Below are 17,657 nucleotides of genomic sequence, written 5' to 3' on the forward strand. Positions count from 1 at the left end.
AACGGGAATAATGATGATTCGTAAGAGAGCCATTTATCAAAGGCGGACGAGCGCGCAGCATAGTGACAATGAAATTTTAGATGAATTATTGCTAACGCATTCGGTTACAATACTTTGGGAATTCCGAAGTAATTAGGAGGAATACAAACGCTATATTCGTCTTGTTGATGATGCTGATGAAGTGGTGAATATCATTATTGAAAATGCGCCGTCCGTCGACCATGTCGTGCGTAAACTTGCCAAGTTTGGCATCATGGCTGATTAGATGCAACAAGTATTAAGGAGGTAATTTTTTTGAGGCTAGCTTCATACAATGTCGAAAATCTCTTTGAGCGGGCTAAGATTCTAAATCAGACCGAATGGGTAAATGGAATTGATTCGGAAACTATGCTTGTATCCGGCCAGAAAGTTTTAGAAGGGGTCGCGAAACTTAATGCGCTTATAGCTCAGCAGACGTACAGTTCAACCGATAAAATTGAGATTGTGCGCTTGATGGAGGCACTTGGACTTAAGGAAAAAGATGAATCAGATTTTGTCATACTGCGTCGGAATCGCGGAAAATTTGTTACTAGAAAGAATGGTATACTAAAGGTCGTCGCAAACGGTCGCGAAGATTGGATAGGATGGCTTGAATTAAAGACTGAGGCAGTAAATGAGCGCGCAACGCAGAACACCGCAAGGGTGATCCGAAACATTGACCCCCAAATCATGGTGGTGGTAGAGGCTGAGCATAGGCCCTCACTTGTTATGTTTAACGAACAAATACTTTATCCCATTGCAAATTGGCGTTTTGATCACGCACTCTTAATCGATGGGAATGATACTCGCGGTATCGATGTCGGACTTTTTACTCGAGCACCATTTGCAATTGATTTCATGCGAAGCCACGTTGATGATATGGTGGACGGTATGCGAGTGTTTAACCGTGATTGCGCAGAGTACCACATTTCTTTGCCAGGAAGTCGAAACTTGGTCATTTTGGCCAACCACTTCAAGAGCAAAGCAAATGACAATGAAGCACTTAGAAAGAAGCAGGCAAAGCGAGTTCGCGAAATTTATGAGGGTCTGCGTGCTTCGAATATTGATCTAATTGCCGTGATGGGGGACCTTAACGATAGTCCAGATAGCGATTCACTTGCCCCACTTCTACGGGACGGTTCGGATCTCAAAGACGCCAGTGAAATCGAAGGTTTCGATTTTGCGGGCAGGCCCGGCACTTGGGGCGACGGTGAGGCCAAAGACAAAATTGACTATATATTAATGTCGCCTGCGCTGTTCCAGCTCGCCCGTGGCGGGGGCATTTACCGCGCGGGCGTTTGGGGCGGTAAGGACGGAACCCTATTTCCACATCTTCCTGAAATTACAAACGCTGCACAGGCTGCATCGGACCATGCCGCAATCTACGTAGATCTGGACTTGTAGCGTTTCTATTTAGATTTAAGATGCAGGATTAATGGAGGCTTCCGCAAGGAGTAAGGTCAGCTATAGTTGGTGGATCCCGAAAAACAGCAATATGTGCAAAACGTTATTGTAAATTTAACATTTAAAAGTAAGAGCATTTCTTTGTAATGAGAAATGCTCTTTATTTTTGTCAAATCGTACAACAATATAAATACAATAAAAATCAATATTTATTTATTGTATAACGATATAGTTAATGATAAAGTTACTTTATCATTAAATCAAGTGAGGTGCTTTTTTTGAAAAAAGTAACGACGTTCTTTTTAAAGTTAGCTGTTATTCTTATCGGAATCCCCGTTCTTGCATTTTGTATATTTATGGCTCCTAAAAATCGGAGTTTTTGCTGGAAAATTGTATCCAGATATTGCCTATCTAAAATCCCTCGTTTTAATTTTGTTGTATGGAGCGGCTGTGCCTTTTTACTTTGCCCTCTATCAGGCTTTTAACCTTTTGCGATACATTGACGAGAACACAGCGTTCTCGGATTTATCTGTAAAGGCGTTAAAGAACATAAAGTGTTGTGCAATAACAATAAGTGGTTGGTACGTATTAGGTATGCCACTCTTTCATTTTGTAGGGGAGAAAGTTGACCCTCCTATCGGGTTTGTGGGACTCATCATCATTTTTGGTTCGTTGGTTATCGCTGTTTTTGCAACTGTTCTCCAAAGACTTTTTACAAGAAGCGATTCATATAAAATCAGAAAATGATATGACGGTCTGAGGTGGAGGATATGGCAATTATTATTAATATTGATGTGATGTTAGCAAAACGAAAAATGAGTGTAACGGAGCTTTCAGAAAGGGTAGGAATTACTATGGCCAATCTTTCCATTCTGAAGAATGGAAAAGCAAAAGCGGTTCGTTTTTCAACATTAGAAGCGATATGTAAGACTTTGGATTGTCAGCCAGGCGATATTTTGGAGTACAAAAGCGACAAGGACTCTCAATAAGAATATACAACAAATTTTATTTAACTAACAGGACACGTTAGTTAAATGGAACAGCGACAGTCTAGGACTTTATTTTCTCATCCTTAGCTGTCGCTGTTTCGATTTCTAAGGTCAGTCTAAAAATTTATTTTATGGAGTCTGGTGGTATGATAATTCGAAAAGGCGAATGGAATAAAGACACTTAGTCTCATACTTTATTTTCAACTGACAGCAACATTCTAATGAAACCTCACTACGGAGCGGGAAAGTAGAGCTACGGGCAGAGTGTGATGTCGGCGGTGGTGTTATAGATTGAACGGACTTTCAGCTCGGCACCGGCATGTGTTTTCAGAGAAGGAGAGGGCGTTAACCGAAGCATTAAACTTAATTTAAATCACTGGTCGATATAGAGCGGAGCGGGTTAAAATGACCTACGTGAGATTTGGTGTTCAGGCATTATCATTTCGAGGCGAATTTTGATCATAGAACGATTTTTATACAAATCTTCAAGGAGAACTGGTCTAGTAATTAACGCTGCTGATCGTTCTTTAGAAAGGATAGAAATGAAACCATTTATTTGGCCTATTATCAAAAAGAGCCTTATAAACAGATGATAGACTGGAGATATCTATGATAGACGCTTTTCAGAAAGTGCAACTAACGCCTTGTCGTTGTCAATCTGGTTTAACCTTGATACAAGGCGATGTCATGTTTCTGTGACCGCAACAGACTTAAAGACCTTGATAATATACTTGCAAACATTAAAACAATAACATTTTGAGATAGGATGTTTAGATAGGAGTTATATGGTCGTCCAAGGATAGGTAAGAGTAGCGCAATACAATTTGTACTACGCTATATCCCTTCAAAACTAGGTGCGCCCATTCCTATCTTCCGTTTTTGTCAAGAAAATAAGGACATTACCGTATAGCATTGTTCAATAAGACGTTTTGGATTAACACAAAGCTTCAACATTTTAAAAGAAATAAAAAGACGGTCGTTAAATAACGACCGTCTTGACTTGTAAGTATAAGTTTTATAAGTATACATGTAACACAGGCGACTTGCGGGAAGCGGTGAAGTTCGCAGAATCGCCCTTATTTGTAGTTACACCGTAAGGGTACTGTAATACAGCCAGCTCATGCAATTTCACAAAACCCGCATTTATTCGATGCGATTACGATAAGGGGAGAGACATTCGATCCTCACCGTTAATAATGTAGATAAACGAGATACAAAATCTATACGTTTCCTTGAAAGAGTTTGTCTTGATATAAAGCTAGTTGTACACACTGTATACGAGTAAGAATCAAAAAAAAGACAGGGATCCCTCCTTTTTGTAAGTTAGATTGGATTGATGTTCGAGATGGCGACAGGATAGGGAACGTGACATATGTTCTGCGGGGTATGTACCCCTTGGATCTTATGATCCTTGGGCGATGTGTACTTTTTATGAACCTAACCAAAAACCTCCCCGGTCATTTACCGAGAAGGTTCCAGTTAAATTTATGCTATTTGGAAGATGCAGGTTTGGTTTTGACGTGCTCTCCAATCTCTACCTTTACATCTTCGATCTTGTTTTTACCATTGAGCAGCTTACTTGGCTTACCCTTTAGGAAATAGTCAAAGAAATCCAATGAATATGCATTAATACTGCTGTGAGTACGATACAGGGCCTGTAATCTGGCAGCATCATTCGGTGCAGATGGATAGGGAATTAACGGAGTGTCTGAAAATGTACTATGGTCTGCATGACGGAATGATACGGAATAACTAGAGCGTACTGCCTGCTTATAGCGAGAAATCACATGTTTCAACATCTCGGTTATCTTCTTCTCATCCAATCCTTGTGCTTGTGCAGCCTGCTTAGGATCAATACTTTCTACATTTTTCAATCCATCGTAGCCAGCATTCATCAGCATAAATGGACCTGGTATTCCGGTCTCAGGAATCAATTTGCCAAAGAAACCGCCGTCCATATTGATGCCAGCTTTTACACGTTCATCCTGTAGCATCACTTGAGCAGCTGTAGCACCGCCGAATGAATGACCGAGCATTCCAACTCGACTCAGATCAGCCTGCTTCCAAATATGATAGCTTTTTTTCTCTGAAAGTTGTTCTAGGTGATCTAATACAAATTGAATATCTTTCACCCATACTTTGGTAATTAATCGATCTAAGTAAGAGGTACTGTCGCTATTAGCGCCGTTGAAATTGACAACTTTTCCGTTAGGAAATGTGGTTACTAACGAATTATACGTATGCTGAACACTTACAACGATGTAGCCTTGGCTTGCTAGTGGCTCTGCAATAAATCGATATGCATCATTAAGCATCCCCAAGCCGTGTGATAAGATGAGTACCGGATATTTTTGGTTTGATTCAGCAATAGGTGCCTTGATCAAAGAATGCGTAGTAGATGAGAGCAAGGGTAAAAATTGAGCAGCAGGTATTTTAGAGTAGCCTTCATATGCTTTTGCCAATGATGTTGGATCCGTTGCATAAGGTTCGCGCTTATGAGAGGCGCTTGATGCGTTAGTAGGATACCAGACTTGAATCATCAGCTCACGATGATCCGACTTGTTTGCCGTAAATGTTTCCGGACGAGATTTGTCTACCCAATGAAAACGTTCTGTCCCCACTTTATATGGGCCTTTAAGGGCAGGGAATGTTACAGCTGTCTGCTTAGACGAAGTCGTCGGATCCTTAGATTGTTGGGTAGCAACTGCTGATTGTTGCTCTTGCTGGGAAGGGCTGCTTCCAAACGCGTTTATTACGCTATTCCCGATAAACAATGAACACAGCATAATTGCCACCAAAAATTTACGTTTCCCGATAAGCTTTACTTCCATAATGCAACTCTCCATTTCAACAATAGGTTTGTGTGAGCGAATACTTGCTTCCAATGTATTAGACTCTACTACAGCAAATTCCCCTTCATTGGCAGGTAAATGTGCAGGAAGTCGAGGTGGTTCTAATCCTAGCAAGTGTCTTATGAAGTCGTCCCATTTCCTGCGGATAAAATACGTTTCTTCCGGAACCCCATGCCCGACATTAGCCATAATCAGCAGATCAAAATCTAATTCCGCTTTGATCAGTGCATCTGCTAATCGTAACGTCTGGCCGACATGGACAATACATACTGGGGGGAGCGTTATACGGGTTTGCGCATTATCAGATCTATACCGACATTGACAGTCAGCTAATTAGAAATAGAGGGGAGCATGGAGCGGGTCTAGGGCTATTGACCGCGCGTTGGATCGTCGATCAACATCAAGGTTGTTACAAAATTCTAAATGTAGTAATAGAAGAACGAGAGATGTTAAGTGTAGACCATTCATTCCTCAACACGTGGCAATGATGATTTATAGTGATCCAGACAATCAGAGACTTCAAGAAGAAGCAAAATATGTTGAACGCCATGTGCGTCGACATATGTAGGGCAATTGAAGTAGCAGCAAGAATAAAGGATGGTCTTCAATGTTCTGAAGTCCATTCTTTATTGCATGTAGGGGAAAATGAGAAGCTAATCGGAAAACCATACAAGATCTTGTTTTCCGACAAAACACCGAATCCACAAGAATGATGGTGGATACATACACACACGAGGAAAAGGAGAGTCTATACATATCATGGCATTTCATCGATTTTCATACATATGTACAAAATACGGGTTTTGTGAAACAGTAGTATAGTTTTAAAAGCAGTCTCTCCAAATTGGCCTCAATCAGTGTCAGAGCATTCAAAACACATATTTCTAATATATGTCTTTTTTCCTTGTGTCAAGATTAACGCCGTAGATTAACCTTTAATGCTACGCACATTTCAAAAGTAAAATACCCCCGAGGTATTATTTCTCGGGGGTTCAAGTTGCTGATTTTGATTTGCTCAAGACAATTCCTATTCTTGTTTTTACATTGGCGAAGTCGATGTCAACTCTACGTTTGCATCATCTAGACTAACTACAGTTCCACCGATTGCTTCTTCATAAATACCAATTTGACTTCCTGAAGATGCATACTTCTTGTAAATTAACTTACCATTTGAATTTACACCAACAGCATAATTTGTAAGGTACGCCGTTGTCTTTGGAGCTACTGTAACCCCTACTCCATAAGAAGTTCCTTTAATCCATTTTCTCGTAGAGTCTACTTGTACAGATGTCGAGGCTTCAATCCCAGCTAAAAAACCTGCTTTTACTTCAGCTTTTGCACTAATAGCTGATGAAACATTCCATGTAGTCTCTGTGGTTGTTTGCTGAGTATATGAAAGTGTAGCAGATGTACTCAGCGCATTATTAACTCTTATCGTGCCGGTGGATTTGTAGTTCCAATCCTTAGAGTTTCTACTAGCGTCATATCTATCAAAAGCATATTTATATCCATCATTCGGTGGAGCCATTGTTGTAACTCTTTGACTCAGGGGGACAACTTCTGTACGATTTCCATCCATATCAATTTCCCATGCCTTTGGTTCTGGCGCTTGATAATGGGATTCTTTTGCCTTAGCTTTTTCCAGCACGTCCTCTGGAATATCACTATCACTAGCTTGTGCAAAAACCATTTGTGATGAAAGCAAAAAAGTTAAACTCAAAACTCCAACAGCCAGTTTTCTGAAATGAAACATAGATTAATCCCTCCTTGTATTACATTGTATACCAAATTATGGGTGATATCAATCCCATAATTTGGTATAGTCAATCTCTTTAATATTTGGATGTTATATTTTGAATATTACGGATTGTTTCCTTTGTAATATCGATGTCTTTTTAGTTTCAGAAATCTGATAGATAATAAAAACAATATTTTTGTAACTAAATGTAACAATATCACTCATTTCCGAAAGTTTTTCATTAATATTAGATAAACCTGTGAGCATAGACCAATCAATTATATCTTCACCTATATAGTTTTGTGTATAAGCTATTCTTATAGAAATTTGCGTTGATTGATTTTTATTTTCAAAAATTAGGAGTTCTTGCGTTGTTTTTGGTTCTCCAGTATCCAGTTCACCATTTAGAGTTAAATACTGTCTTTTATTATACGTCAAGTCTTTATCTACGATCGTGAGATCACTCGTAAAGGTGCCAGTTTTCAATTCAAAATTACTAATTTTTAAATTACTTTTTAATGCCTCAAACAATGTTTGATACTCAGCGTAAGATAATATTTTTTTAGTATTTTCAATAGTTGTGTCTCCAATTTTAGTTCGGCTCTCTGCTATTTTGCTATCAGAGTTACTACAGCCAACTAAAAAAATACAGACTGTAGATAGAATTATTAGCATTTTATAATTTCTCATCACTAACCCACCTTCAATCTATAATTCGGCTACACTTATCGTTATTACCAACTACTTCTTGTTATATACTAACAGTATTTCCCTATATTTGAAAGTGTTTTTTCTATCCCTAACTATTATTACGAAAAAAATAAAAACACCTGAGAGACCCTACAAAAGCCCACTTTTGCTCATGTTGTGTTTAAGTAGACATATTTTATCCTAAAAAAAATCTTCAGTTCTTCTAACAGATACGACTTTTTGCAGTAGTCTCCAAGAGATGTTCATAGTTTTTGAACCTTATCATGCATAGTTATATTTTAAGTCAATAGCGTTGCATTAAATTTCAGACCTAATTACAAATTCTAAATTGTACTAAAAATGTTAAATTATCGACGTCCATTCAAAGAAAAAATCTCCATAATTAGGGGAGCAGGTAGTCCTGTCCAAATCCCTAATCATAGGAGATCGTACATGGACAAGGATACACTACTTTCATCATTTGGTAAATGGGTCGCACCACTAAATGCACAAATCATTTCAGATTGGACGGATAAAACCGGCGAAGATAAGTACGTTAAAAAGCTGCATTCACTGGCCTATCTCTTGATCTTTATGGATGCACAGCTGCAGCAGCGAGACTGTTTACGAACTATCGTTACTGAATTGCAGTGTAACGAAGCGTTCCAGAAAGAACTTGGAATTACGTCCATAAGCACCTCACAGCTATCAAGGAAAAACAACAAGCTTTCCAGTGAGGTTTTGCAAAGCATATTTGCGGATCTGGTCTTGAAAATCAGCGAGCACAGCCGTCCTGCTTCAGGGCGAATCGGCACAGTAAAATTGCTAGATTCCACGACGATGAGCCTATGTTTAAGTAAATACAAATGGGCAACGTACCGAAAAACAAAATCCGGTGTCAAACTTCATTTGCGAGTAACCTTTTGCGATCCGGACACGGTTTATCCAGAAAAGGCAGTGCTTACACCTGCGAAGCCTGCGGATCGTACTCAAATGGATGCTCTTATTGATGAAACCGGAGCCACCTATGTGTTCGATCGCGGCTATGTCGATTACAAGAAGTATGATCATTACTGCAGGGAAGGCATTTTTTTCGTAACTCGTTTGAAGAACAACGCGGTCGTGGAGACGCTCTCCGAATTTCCAGTAGCCGAAAACTCCTTGATCCATCGGGATCAAATGGTTCGAATCGGTAAAGGAAAGAAACAGATGGAAGAGGCATTGCGACTTGTAGAAACGACCGATTTAAAGGGTAAGCTGATCCGCATCATTAGCAATCGCTTTGATTTAACAGCAGAAGAGATCAGTGAGCTGTATCGCAATCGTTGGAAGATAGAAACATTCTTCCGTTGGGTTAAACAGCATCTGAAGCTGACGCGTTTCTATGGAGAGCAAGAGAACGCGGTATGGAATCAGATCCTCATTTGTTTGATCGCATATAGCCTTCAGCTCTTGATGAAAATGGAGCTTGGTACAACGAAGAGCTTATTAGATCTACATCGACTACTTATCTCAATGCTGTATCAGCCCTGGGAAACGTTCAGAGAAGCTGTTTTTCGGAAGCCTGCTCGCACTTCCAAAGGTCGGCAGAAAGTCGTAAAGACCTAAGATTCAGGAAAATAGTTCCTTGAAATGATAGATATTACCAAATGGGCGCGGCTACTTGCTTTCATAGAACCCTTAACTTTTTGGCTTATATGAAAGCAAGAAAACTGTAAATTATTTTATCTGCAACAATATCTTTCCTTTAATATTTGCAGTGGGATTCTTTTATGCAACGCTATTGATATCCAATAGAATCAGATCCGGAACCGCGTCACCGCTTTCTAAATAATCCAACGCTTCTTTACGGTTCTTGGCCATGTATGGAGCGGCAAAGCCGGTTGTTTTTTCGACATAATGCCGATGAATATCCGCTACTCGAAAGTCATCCTCGATGATCAACACTGAAAACAAGTCCTTCATAGCGATCTCCTCTCGTCCTTCGGTATCATAATCATAAAACAAGCTCCTCCGAGCTCACCTTCCCCTGCCTCCAGCAATATCTCCCCGCCGACTGCATTGAGCATCAGCTTCGATAGTGCCAGACCCATTCCCCGATGGCTGCCCTGCTTCGTTGAAAATCCTTGCTGAAATATACGGGGGATATCCGCCTCGGCCACCCCTATTCCTGAATCTTCAATCTCAAAAATACAATCCTCACCGATATCCGTAAAAAAGATGGCAACCTTACGTTGACCCTCTTCCTGTTGCCTTACCGCCTCCAATGCATTCTCAATGATATTGCCCAGGGCGGTTAACAGCGCATCTTGCTTCTCATCTGCAAATGAGCCTTCCAAACGGCTGTCGGGATGGATGACCATGGAGATATTCAGTTCATTCGCTTGATTGAATTTTCCTTGAAATAAGGCTTGAAGCAGAGGATCGGCTACTTTTTCCGCTAAGAATGTTAACCTGGCCTGCTGCATATTGCTTTCTTTTTTATAAAATCAATCGCTTCCTGTAGTCGCCGGTTCTGCACCAGCCCCAGGATGATATGCAGCTTATTGGAGTACTCATGCGTCTGCGCCCGCTGCGCATTCGCATATTGCTTAATACGGGACAGCTCCTCTGTCACTGTCTCCAGTTCCGTTTTCTTGCGAAACGTGTAGACGCTCCCCGTGACGGCATCTTCCCTTACAATGGGGGTCTGATTGACGAGTACGATGTCTTCGCCCAGCACCATCTCTCGGTTCACCAAGCGGCTTCTCTCCTTGTCCTGTGCATCACTGTATAAGGAAGGGACAATCTCATGAATGGATGCTCCTGCATAATTCAATTGTTTCTGCTCCGTGTCTGTGAAAAGAATATCCTTGGCCGCTTTATTCATTGCTGATATTGCCCCATCATTAGCCACCGCGATAATTCCTTCATGCGTGGACTGCAGTATCGCTTCCTTATGCAGATACAGATGGGAAATCTCCTCGGGCTCCATATTATGCAATAATTTTTTAATATGAGAAGCAATAAAGACCGCTCCCGCGATGCCAAACAGAACAATGAGACTCAAGGTGAGCCAGAGGGATTTGCTATTTTCCGCTACGATGCGGTGCACATTGTTAGTAAGAAAACCGACCGACACGAGCCCCACGATCTTCCCTTCATCGAAAATGGGAACCTTCCCTCGAATCGACAAACCTAGCGTTCCCTCCATTTTGGACACGTACGACTCGCCATGATGCAGGGCCCTGTCATTATCGCTTCCGACCATTTTCGCCCCGATAATGCTTTCATTGGGATGCGATTGCCGGATTTCCCGCGTATCTCCGACAACAATGAATTCCGCGCCAGATTCCCGCTGTATCGGCTTCACGATCGGTTGTATCACGACGGAAGGATTATTCAAGCGGAAAGCGCTTTGTATTTCGGGGATATTCGCGACGCTTTGCGCCAGACTCAATGCTCTTTTTCCCGTCTGATCTTCTACTATCTTCCCTATGAAGTGTTCCAAAAACACCCCGAAAATCGAACAGATTCCAATAATCAGTAGGCTGATGAGCAAAATCATCTTCAACCGTAAATTACATTTCAGATGTAACAACCGGATCATTCGCCAACTCCTAAAAATCGAAATGATTAGTTTTGAGTATCCTATCGTCAAATAATTCCATTATAGCATGATCCGTTTCTTAACGTTTTTGCTATAACAAGCAATGGTACGTTGTAGAGGAATATATGGTTTGGCAATGCTATATTGCAGCAGATGACCCCTGATTCTCATCTTGGAATTTCCTCCTGTGGTCATAAAGTGCTTCGAACGGAAATAATAGGTTTGATAAAAACAAAAAACCGCATTATCATGCGGTTTCGGATAGCATGTTTATGAGTTGATAAGCATAAAAGAATACCCGTTTTGATCGAACCAATGCCTAAAATCCCATAAGTTCTTTTACATGTTCCGTATTTTTTTTAGATGTTAGTTTTTCGAGTAATAAAAATGCAACATCAAAAGCTGTGCCTGGATTTGAAGATGTAATAATATTTCCATCCTGAACAATGAAATCATTTTGTACAACTGCACCGAATTTCTGTAACTGCTCTTTTCGTTTACTCGTTGAATGATTGTATGTGGTAGCTTTTTTTCCTTTAAGAATTCCGCTTTTGCCAAGTGCTAATGATGCAACACAGATACTAGCAATCGGTTTCTGATTGGAATAAAAATGTTGAATTACACGTAAAAATGGCGTACTGAAGGCATCCTCGTAAAATCCAGCTTCTTCAAATCCTCCTGGAATAGCTAGTGCATCAAACTCATCCAGTTGAATTTCATTGACCGTTTTTTCAGGTATAACAGTAAAATTCCATGTACAGGTTAATTGATTCCGAAGACCAACTGTTACGACCTCAGTTGATCCATCTCCCTCCCATTTATTCCAACCTAGTACATCTGTAAACACACTAGCTTCTACTGCTTCAAATCCGTTAGCTAATAATAATAATATCTTTTTCATATCCCAAATTACCTCCTGATATCCTTATTTTATAAAAATATAGAGGGCTCATAAACAAGCTAGAAAAGGATATTTTATTGTTTGGCTTTAATTTATTAATTATTTTAGTTATTCTATATTATAAAAAAAAGGTTGGATACGTTATGGATCAAATTGATAAAAACATCGTGAGAATATTACAGTCGAATGCGAAAATCTCCATGAAGGATCTAGCAGAGGCTGTTCACTTATCTTCTCCATCCGTCACTGAGCGAGTAAGAAAGTTAGAGGAGCAACAAATTATTGAGGGTTACCATGCACGTGTTTCTTTAAAAAAAATGAACCGTCCAATTTCTGCACTTATATTGTTTGAGTCAAAGGATTGTAAATCATTAGCAAACTTTTGCCGTAATCATCCAGATGTGCTTGAGTGTCACAGGGTAGCAGGGGAAATTAGCTATATTGTCAAATTAGCAACCTATTCTGTAGAGAGTTTTGAACAATTTATTGATGATTCCATGCAATATGGTACGCCCTCAACAAATATCGTGTTATCTTCTTATGAACAAAAAGTAATCGCCCCTTTTCCTAGTAAAGAATAAAAATCCTAGTAATCAATTCATTATTAGTGATACTTTCCCCTGAAATATTCATATATTATCAATCGACAGGTCAAAAGGAGGAATGCTCGGATGAATTGGGCGTCTGTATTCGAAGTGTGCTACCAGAAGCATCCCGGTTTAACGGAGCTAGAAGCGCAACATTTCATTAGCCATTGGAACAAACCTTTATCTGAGGAGGAGATTACGGAAATACGGGGAAGGCAGCGCAATCCCTTTCCTGTAACCGATCCTTTACATCAGCTATACCAGCCGTTCGATCCGGCAAAATGGTTCATTCCGAACAAGCGTCTCCCCGCCGCTTATCTTGATTTCCTTCGTTATTCCAATGGCGGTGAATTCGGGAATGGTACACGTCATTTTCAGTTTTTCAGCGCTGATGAGTTCAGGGCAATGATGCTAGCCTATGAATTTCCCGAGTATATGCCAGAGTCGATCCCCTTTGCCATGGATGGCTGCGGTATTCATTATGCTTGGGATATGCGCAGCAGCTCGGAAGAAAATGAATATCCCATTCTTGTGTCTCACTCGGGAAATTTAGGCTATGCGGACAGCGCGCAAGTTGCTTCAACGTTCTTAGAGCTATGTATGGGAACGATCTCGGCAGAAGCCATACTGTACGGGGAATAGGGGTACATGCAGTTTGCGGGAAAACCATGGTGTCCATATGCGATGGGCCAACCGCTAGTCCACTGCCCTTCCCCATCGATCCGTTCCGCATGGAAAATGTCTTGAATCCTATTTCAATATAACCTCTTCCTTCACAAACGCCTTTGGCTCATAGACAAGGTTGATTCATTGCAGGAAGAGGTTTTTTGCATATATCATAACGATGAATGTGCCTTAACTTTCATTTTAAGGATGTATTGGAAATACTCAATGATTGTCTAACTCGAATACAGGGAGCAATACGTATGTGCAAAGTTCCCTGCCAGCAGATCTTCCTTTCGAATAAAAATTGCAGCTCGCCTGCATCCCACCAGCAAAATCCAACATCCTGATCTGAATCTAGTGCCAGCAGCAACAGCGTATCGCGGACTTCACGCTCCGCTTTGTCAGCATCCCCGTTCAAATGAGCCGTTATCTCCTTCAGGGCCGTCTTTACGGAATAGTTGTACGCTTTGCCGGTCAACAGTCGAAGCGCCGCTTCATATTCACAATCGCCATGCTGGGTTGCGGGATAACCGAACATAAGGGCGAGATCGTTGGAGCTCTCTTCATTCAATTCGAAGCAAAGTTCTTCGTATTGCTCGAAATCATGCTCATCATCCTCTACTTGCTCGTAATCCACATAGCCGAAATTGGGAGGCTCAATCGTGGATCTGGCAGTTACCTTGTAACCGGTAAACTTCTCCTCAAGCGTAGTTACCTCTGGCGAAGGACGCCGCTTGGCATCCTGCATCTTCTCCTCTGGTAGATAGAACACCTTGTGTTCAATATGATAGGCAGGTTCATCTACGCCAACGAAAAAGGAAAGCATGCCGCTCACCGGAAGTAAGGATGTCTCATCAACAGCCGCCAAATCACTTAGACGCAGTTGAGCCAGGAACGTCATGGCGGTTCCGCTAGAATCAAGCGGCCACTCTACGTCAGTTGGCAGATCCGGATCGCCCCCAATGCGGGAAGAGCACATCTCCTTGTCATTCTCTGGCCCCTTTTTGGACAGACGAATCCCTTGGCGCACAGAATGCTGTAAATAATCCAACGCGTGTTCGAAGTGATGTTCCCGAACAATTCGTTCCAGCTTCTTCTTGTTGTTCTCGCTTAACATGATCTACACCTTCCTTATATATCGGGGATATCTACTAATTCGGAATCCAAAATTGCCATACATAAATTCAATTGTAACATATAGAAAGGGAGAGGAATTCTTTGCATGCAAGATTAATGAACTCTCATACGATGAACTGAGCATGCTCCCCATTCACTCCCCCTGATCGTGCTCTTATAAATGTACACAACTATGTATTGATGTTACTATTTAGAAAGGTAGAAGATACCATGATTTATACTTGTTCGCATATAAGGCGTTCAACAATTGGAGTCAATACTCCGATATCGTTACTTGTGAAACTTCTAATCGTCAGATAGGGTGATGTTTGTTAATCCAAACAGTTGGAGGGTGAAATGACGTTTTTACTGTTGATGGCGGGGGCCGCTGTAAATACGATTCAATGTGTGTTTATAGGGGGCGTTGTTTTTGTAGGCTTTGTTTTTTACCTAGTTGGGTTGGCTCCAACCAATTCCTCGCAAAAAAGGTTCTCGCATGACAAAATTAAGTTTACACTAACGGTCTCTTTTACCTTGTCCATTTTAATTTTGTACGCGATTATTGCCTATTGGAACGTACGAACCGCAGGAACCTTAGCTTTCGACCGACCAGATTCGACCGGTGCTTATCTGGCGCAAGCCAAGCAAATGGTTCTTTGGGGCACGGTACAGGGTGCCTACGCGCCCATTGCTTTTGTATGGCTACTGCCCCGGGTCATTGGAGAAGTGAAATTAGATAAAAGCATATATGGATCATATCAGCGGGTGCTCTATTGGCGATCGCGGGCGGTGGTGCCGCATGGCTGACGGTATAAAGTGATGTACAATTTATAGAATTCATGGAGGCAGCAATGAACCAAGTACATATCGATCAATTGAATCAATGGCATGAAGATGATGAACACCAGCGAATTGTGGATGCACTGTTAGCCATACCCGAGAACGAACGGGATTACGACATAATAAGTAGACTGGCCCGAGCTTATAATAACTTGGAACTCTATGAAGAAGCGCTCCATCATTTTGAAAGCATCGCTGAAGCGGGACAGAACGATCCGCTGTGGCACTATCGGGTAGGTTTTGCTCTTTATTATGTAAAGCGCTATGAGGAAGCAGTTCAGGCATTGCGTACCGCTAATCAATTACATCCTGGTGATCAAGATGTCGAATACTTAATGCGGTTAAGTGTGCAAAAAGCGGAAAAACAGCAAAAACAAGAACGCCGTATTGCAGCGAAGAAAGAAGCAGCCTTGAAAGAGAATGGATCAGCAGGATTATCAGTAGATGCGCCATTTTCAGATATGTCGCTTGACGATTTTTGGGACGACAGCGAGTATGCAAGAGAGGCATATCTATCCGAGCCGCCTACAGATGAGCTGATCGCTTCAATCGAGGAAGAATTGGGATATAAGCTCCCGTCCTCCTATATCGCACTGATGAAGCACCGCAATGGCGGAGTTCCGAAGAACACCTGCTTTCCAACCGAGGATGCTACTTCTTGGGCGGAGAATCATATCGCAATCTCAGGAATTCTGGGAATCGGCCGAGAGAGGAACTATTCGCTTTGCGGGGAATTTGGAAGTCCGTTTATGATTGAGGACTGGGGATATCCTGACATTGGCGTTGTGATCTGCGACTGTCCTTCGGCAGGCCATGACGTGGTCATGCTGGACTACCGAGCCTGCGGTAGAGATGGCGAACCGGAAGTGATTCATGTCGATCAGGAGGGTGATTATGAAATTACGTTCCTAGCCGATAATTTCGAAGCGTTTATTAAAGGTTTGGTGAGCGAAGAGGACTATGATACCTCTGAGGAGGATAAGCTAGCAGACCTTTACAGGGTAACTCACGGCAAATTTTCTCCGTTGCTGGAGGAGTTATGCGCTAACGTAATCGAAGTGGATCAGATTGAGCAGAAAATCCGCCGGATCTGTACACAGATTGTCGAAGCGAAAGGCCATTTTTCCTTTCATGCAGATGAAGGCTCGTATTTGATGTATGATGTGCAGTTTTGGTTATATACAAAGTCATATCCAGAGACCGGCCGTGAGCAGTACCTGGGTATCTATGAGAAAATGATCGCCTTCGGCGGCGAGTTCGGTCAAGGCGGCTATGCCCCATCCTTTATTTCAGACTGGTTGGATCGCCGCATTCATGAAGGACGGATCGTACAGGTGAATGGACACCTTCGGTTTACAGAGCAGTATGCGGAGGAGTTGGTTCGGCAACTGCAAGAGGCCTAACAAGACCGAGCAAGCATCATGCAACCAATATCAGAAGAGCCCACGTTCGGACGAGGGCTCTTCTTCTTTTTAGTAATGGGAGATTCGCTATACAGCAGGGACAAGAATATTTCCTTCTGTCAGAAGAAAATAAAGACTATTTCAATTCAAAAGCATAGTCAAAAAACGATTTAAAATTGGGATACAAAAATTTCATTGACGCTTTCAGTTGATCGCGCCCGGTCTTTTCTTCATCAAAATCAAATAATATTTCATGGTCAATCTCATAGATTGCATAGTGCTCCTCATCCGGGCCAGTAAGATCCATGCATAATATGTGACCATACTCGGAGTCCCAGGCGAATGGAAGGTAACCACACTTGCACAGGATTGGATTATACATATCTTGAATGCTGCGTAACGGCTTATCGATCGGTTGTTCTGGCACGATGCCGAAATAGTGATGATAGGTTGAAATGAATGCTTGATACCATTCCGGAAAGTCCAGCCCGAATTCTTTTTCCAGCGCACAAATGTCGCCATCAGTTACGGTAGAAGGAACTAATCTCCATATCGACCACTCCTCATTAGAGTCGGTAGCCTTCATTTCACCCGGAACGTCTGGTACCATCCATCTACAAAATCCATCCTCCGTTACTTGGTCATATCGGCGATAATAAGCTTCAAATCCTTTTTTGATATAGTCCCGTTTATCCAATACATCGCCTCTTCTCATTAATGTAATCGCATGTAATTATTTATTATCCAGTTTATAACCATGAATTTCTTTATTCGGATATTGAGTCTAAAACTAATTTTTAAATATCAAATGATTTAGAAGGCCGAGCCTCCTTATATGATAAAGGGTTCTGGTCTAATCCGTTA

The 17,657-nt window shown here is 41.5% G+C and carries 16 protein-coding genes and 1 pseudogene; 8 read left to right on the plus strand and 9 right to left on the minus strand.

Features of this window, described 5'->3' with window-relative positions; translation table 11 throughout:
• The first annotated feature begins 294 nt into the window (after positions 1-294).
• From PAV_RS24825 to PAV_RS24835, 3 genes and pseudogenes are all read left to right on the plus strand, one after another.
• Positions 295-1,422 carry an endonuclease/exonuclease/phosphatase family protein gene (locus tag PAV_RS24825; protein WP_005550742.1) on the plus strand — a complete coding sequence of 376 codons (1,128 nt, stop codon included), beginning with the start codon at positions 295-297 and terminating at the stop codon, positions 1,420-1,422.
• A 278-nt stretch (positions 1,423-1,700) separates the two neighbouring features.
• Positions 1,701-2,182 (plus strand): annotated as a pseudogene (locus PAV_RS24830) (DUF2975 domain-containing protein).
• Positions 2,183-2,192: 10 nt separating this feature from the next.
• Positions 2,193-2,411 carry a helix-turn-helix domain-containing protein gene (locus PAV_RS24835; RefSeq protein WP_005550745.1) on the plus strand — a complete coding sequence of 73 codons (219 nt, stop codon included), beginning with the start codon at positions 2,193-2,195 and terminating at the stop codon, positions 2,409-2,411.
• Positions 2,412-3,901: 1,490 nt separating this feature from the next.
• Here PAV_RS24835 and PAV_RS32735 read toward each other — a convergent pair.
• The 3 genes from PAV_RS32735 to PAV_RS24855 form a co-directional block, all read right to left on the minus strand.
• Positions 3,902-5,242, minus strand: coding sequence for an alpha/beta hydrolase family protein (locus tag PAV_RS32735; protein ID WP_051135212.1), 1,341 nt, complete (start codon positions 5,240-5,242; stop codon positions 3,902-3,904).
• Between the two features lie 1,060 nt (positions 5,243-6,302).
• Positions 6,303-7,016 carry a hypothetical protein gene (locus PAV_RS24850; protein WP_005550747.1) on the minus strand — a complete coding sequence of 238 codons (714 nt, stop codon included), beginning with the start codon at positions 7,014-7,016 and terminating at the stop codon, positions 6,303-6,305.
• Between the two features lie 93 nt (positions 7,017-7,109).
• The gene (locus PAV_RS24855) at positions 7,110-7,691 is read right to left on the minus strand and encodes a hypothetical protein (RefSeq protein WP_005550748.1); all 582 of its coding nucleotides are present in this window, start codon (positions 7,689-7,691) and stop codon (positions 7,110-7,112) included.
• A gap of 453 nt (positions 7,692-8,144) precedes the next feature.
• On the opposite strand from PAV_RS24855, the gene PAV_RS24860 reads away from it, so the two are divergent.
• Positions 8,145-9,299 (plus strand): IS4 family transposase, encoded by a 1,155-nt coding sequence (locus tag PAV_RS24860; protein ID WP_005543483.1) that lies wholly within the window; start codon positions 8,145-8,147, stop codon positions 9,297-9,299.
• Positions 9,300-9,461: 162 nt separating this feature from the next.
• Here PAV_RS24860 and PAV_RS24865 read toward each other — a convergent pair whose 3' ends face one another.
• From PAV_RS24865 to PAV_RS24875, 4 genes are all read right to left on the minus strand, one after another.
• A complete protein-coding gene (locus PAV_RS24865) occupies positions 9,462-9,656 on the minus strand; it encodes a response regulator (RefSeq protein WP_005550749.1) in 195 nt (64 codons plus the stop codon).
• Positions 9,653-10,159, minus strand: a complete 507-nt coding sequence (locus tag PAV_RS36520) for a sensor histidine kinase (RefSeq protein ID WP_005550751.1) — start codon at positions 10,157-10,159, stop codon at positions 9,653-9,655. The genes PAV_RS24865 and PAV_RS36520 overlap by 4 nt, the downstream gene beginning before the upstream one ends.
• Positions 10,141-11,280 (minus strand): sensor histidine kinase, encoded by a 1,140-nt coding sequence (locus PAV_RS24870; protein ID WP_005550753.1) that lies wholly within the window; start codon positions 11,278-11,280, stop codon positions 10,141-10,143. Before PAV_RS24870 ends, PAV_RS36520 begins: the two co-directional genes overlap by 19 nt.
• Before the next feature lie 319 nt (positions 11,281-11,599).
• Positions 11,600-12,181 (minus strand): DJ-1/PfpI family protein, encoded by a 582-nt coding sequence (locus PAV_RS24875; protein ID WP_005550754.1) that lies wholly within the window; start codon positions 12,179-12,181, stop codon positions 11,600-11,602.
• A gap of 143 nt (positions 12,182-12,324) precedes the next feature.
• On the opposite strand from PAV_RS24875, the gene PAV_RS24880 reads away from it, so the two are divergent.
• Both PAV_RS24880 and PAV_RS24885 read left to right on the plus strand, forming a co-directional pair.
• Positions 12,325-12,762 (plus strand): Lrp/AsnC family transcriptional regulator, encoded by a 438-nt coding sequence (locus tag PAV_RS24880; protein WP_040736866.1) that lies wholly within the window; start codon positions 12,325-12,327, stop codon positions 12,760-12,762.
• A 90-nt stretch (positions 12,763-12,852) separates the two neighbouring features.
• Positions 12,853-13,410 (plus strand): SMI1/KNR4 family protein, encoded by a 558-nt coding sequence (locus PAV_RS24885; RefSeq protein ID WP_005550756.1) that lies wholly within the window; start codon positions 12,853-12,855, stop codon positions 13,408-13,410.
• Between the two features lie 220 nt (positions 13,411-13,630).
• Here the strand turns inward: PAV_RS24885 and PAV_RS24890 are convergent, their stop codons facing one another.
• Positions 13,631-14,551 (minus strand): DUF1963 domain-containing protein, encoded by a 921-nt coding sequence (locus PAV_RS24890; RefSeq protein WP_005550757.1) that lies wholly within the window; start codon positions 14,549-14,551, stop codon positions 13,631-13,633.
• A 356-nt stretch (positions 14,552-14,907) separates the two neighbouring features.
• Between PAV_RS24890 and PAV_RS24895 the strand changes: the two genes are divergently transcribed.
• Complete coding sequence (locus PAV_RS24895) at positions 14,908-15,357, plus strand: hypothetical protein (protein WP_005550758.1); 450 nt, start codon at positions 14,908-14,910, stop codon at positions 15,355-15,357.
• A 44-nt stretch (positions 15,358-15,401) separates the two neighbouring features.
• The gene (locus tag PAV_RS24900; protein WP_005550759.1) at positions 15,402-16,793 is read left to right on the plus strand and encodes an SMI1/KNR4 family protein; all 1,392 of its coding nucleotides are present in this window, start codon (positions 15,402-15,404) and stop codon (positions 16,791-16,793) included.
• 136 nt (positions 16,794-16,929) lie between these two features.
• On the opposite strand, the gene PAV_RS24905 is transcribed toward PAV_RS24900, so the two are convergent.
• Positions 16,930-17,490 (minus strand): SMI1/KNR4 family protein, encoded by a 561-nt coding sequence (locus PAV_RS24905; protein ID WP_005550760.1) that lies wholly within the window; start codon positions 17,488-17,490, stop codon positions 16,930-16,932.
• Positions 17,491-17,657 lie beyond the last annotated feature (167 nt).

The sequence above is a fragment of the Paenibacillus alvei DSM 29 genome, assembly GCF_000293805.1.
Classification (GTDB): Bacteria; Bacillota; Bacilli; order Paenibacillales; family Paenibacillaceae; genus Paenibacillus_B; species Paenibacillus_B alvei.

Excerpts from the sequence above, each read along its gene's own strand:
- PAV_RS24835 (WP_005550745.1), top strand. The coding sequence starts at position 2,193 with ATGGCAATTATTATTAATATTGATGTGATGTTAGCAAAACGAAAAATG.
- PAV_RS32735 (WP_051135212.1), bottom strand. The coding sequence starts at position 5,242 with ATGGAAGTAAAGCTTATCGGGAAACGTAAATTTTTGGTGGCAATTATG.
- PAV_RS24850 (WP_005550747.1), bottom strand. The coding sequence starts at position 7,016 with ATGTTTCATTTCAGAAAACTGGCTGTTGGAGTTTTGAGTTTAACTTTT.
- PAV_RS24855 (WP_005550748.1), bottom strand. The coding sequence starts at position 7,691 with ATGAGAAATTATAAAATGCTAATAATTCTATCTACAGTCTGTATTTTT.
- PAV_RS24860 (WP_005543483.1), top strand. The coding sequence starts at position 8,145 with ATGGACAAGGATACACTACTTTCATCATTTGGTAAATGGGTCGCACCA.
- PAV_RS24865 (WP_005550749.1), bottom strand. The coding sequence starts at position 9,656 with ATGAAGGACTTGTTTTCAGTGTTGATCATCGAGGATGACTTTCGAGTA.
- PAV_RS36520 (WP_005550751.1), bottom strand. The coding sequence starts at position 10,159 with ATGCAGCAGGCCAGGTTAACATTCTTAGCGGAAAAAGTAGCCGATCCT.
- PAV_RS24870 (WP_005550753.1), bottom strand. The coding sequence starts at position 11,280 with ATGATCCGGTTGTTACATCTGAAATGTAATTTACGGTTGAAGATGATT.
- PAV_RS24875 (WP_005550754.1), bottom strand. The coding sequence starts at position 12,181 with ATGAAAAAGATATTATTATTATTAGCTAACGGATTTGAAGCAGTAGAA.
- PAV_RS24880 (WP_040736866.1), top strand. The coding sequence starts at position 12,325 with ATGGATCAAATTGATAAAAACATCGTGAGAATATTACAGTCGAATGCG.
- PAV_RS24885 (WP_005550756.1), top strand. The coding sequence starts at position 12,853 with ATGAATTGGGCGTCTGTATTCGAAGTGTGCTACCAGAAGCATCCCGGT.
- PAV_RS24890 (WP_005550757.1), bottom strand. The coding sequence starts at position 14,551 with ATGTTAAGCGAGAACAACAAGAAGAAGCTGGAACGAATTGTTCGGGAA.
- PAV_RS24895 (WP_005550758.1), top strand. The coding sequence starts at position 14,908 with ATGACGTTTTTACTGTTGATGGCGGGGGCCGCTGTAAATACGATTCAA.
- PAV_RS24900 (WP_005550759.1), top strand. The coding sequence starts at position 15,402 with ATGAACCAAGTACATATCGATCAATTGAATCAATGGCATGAAGATGAT.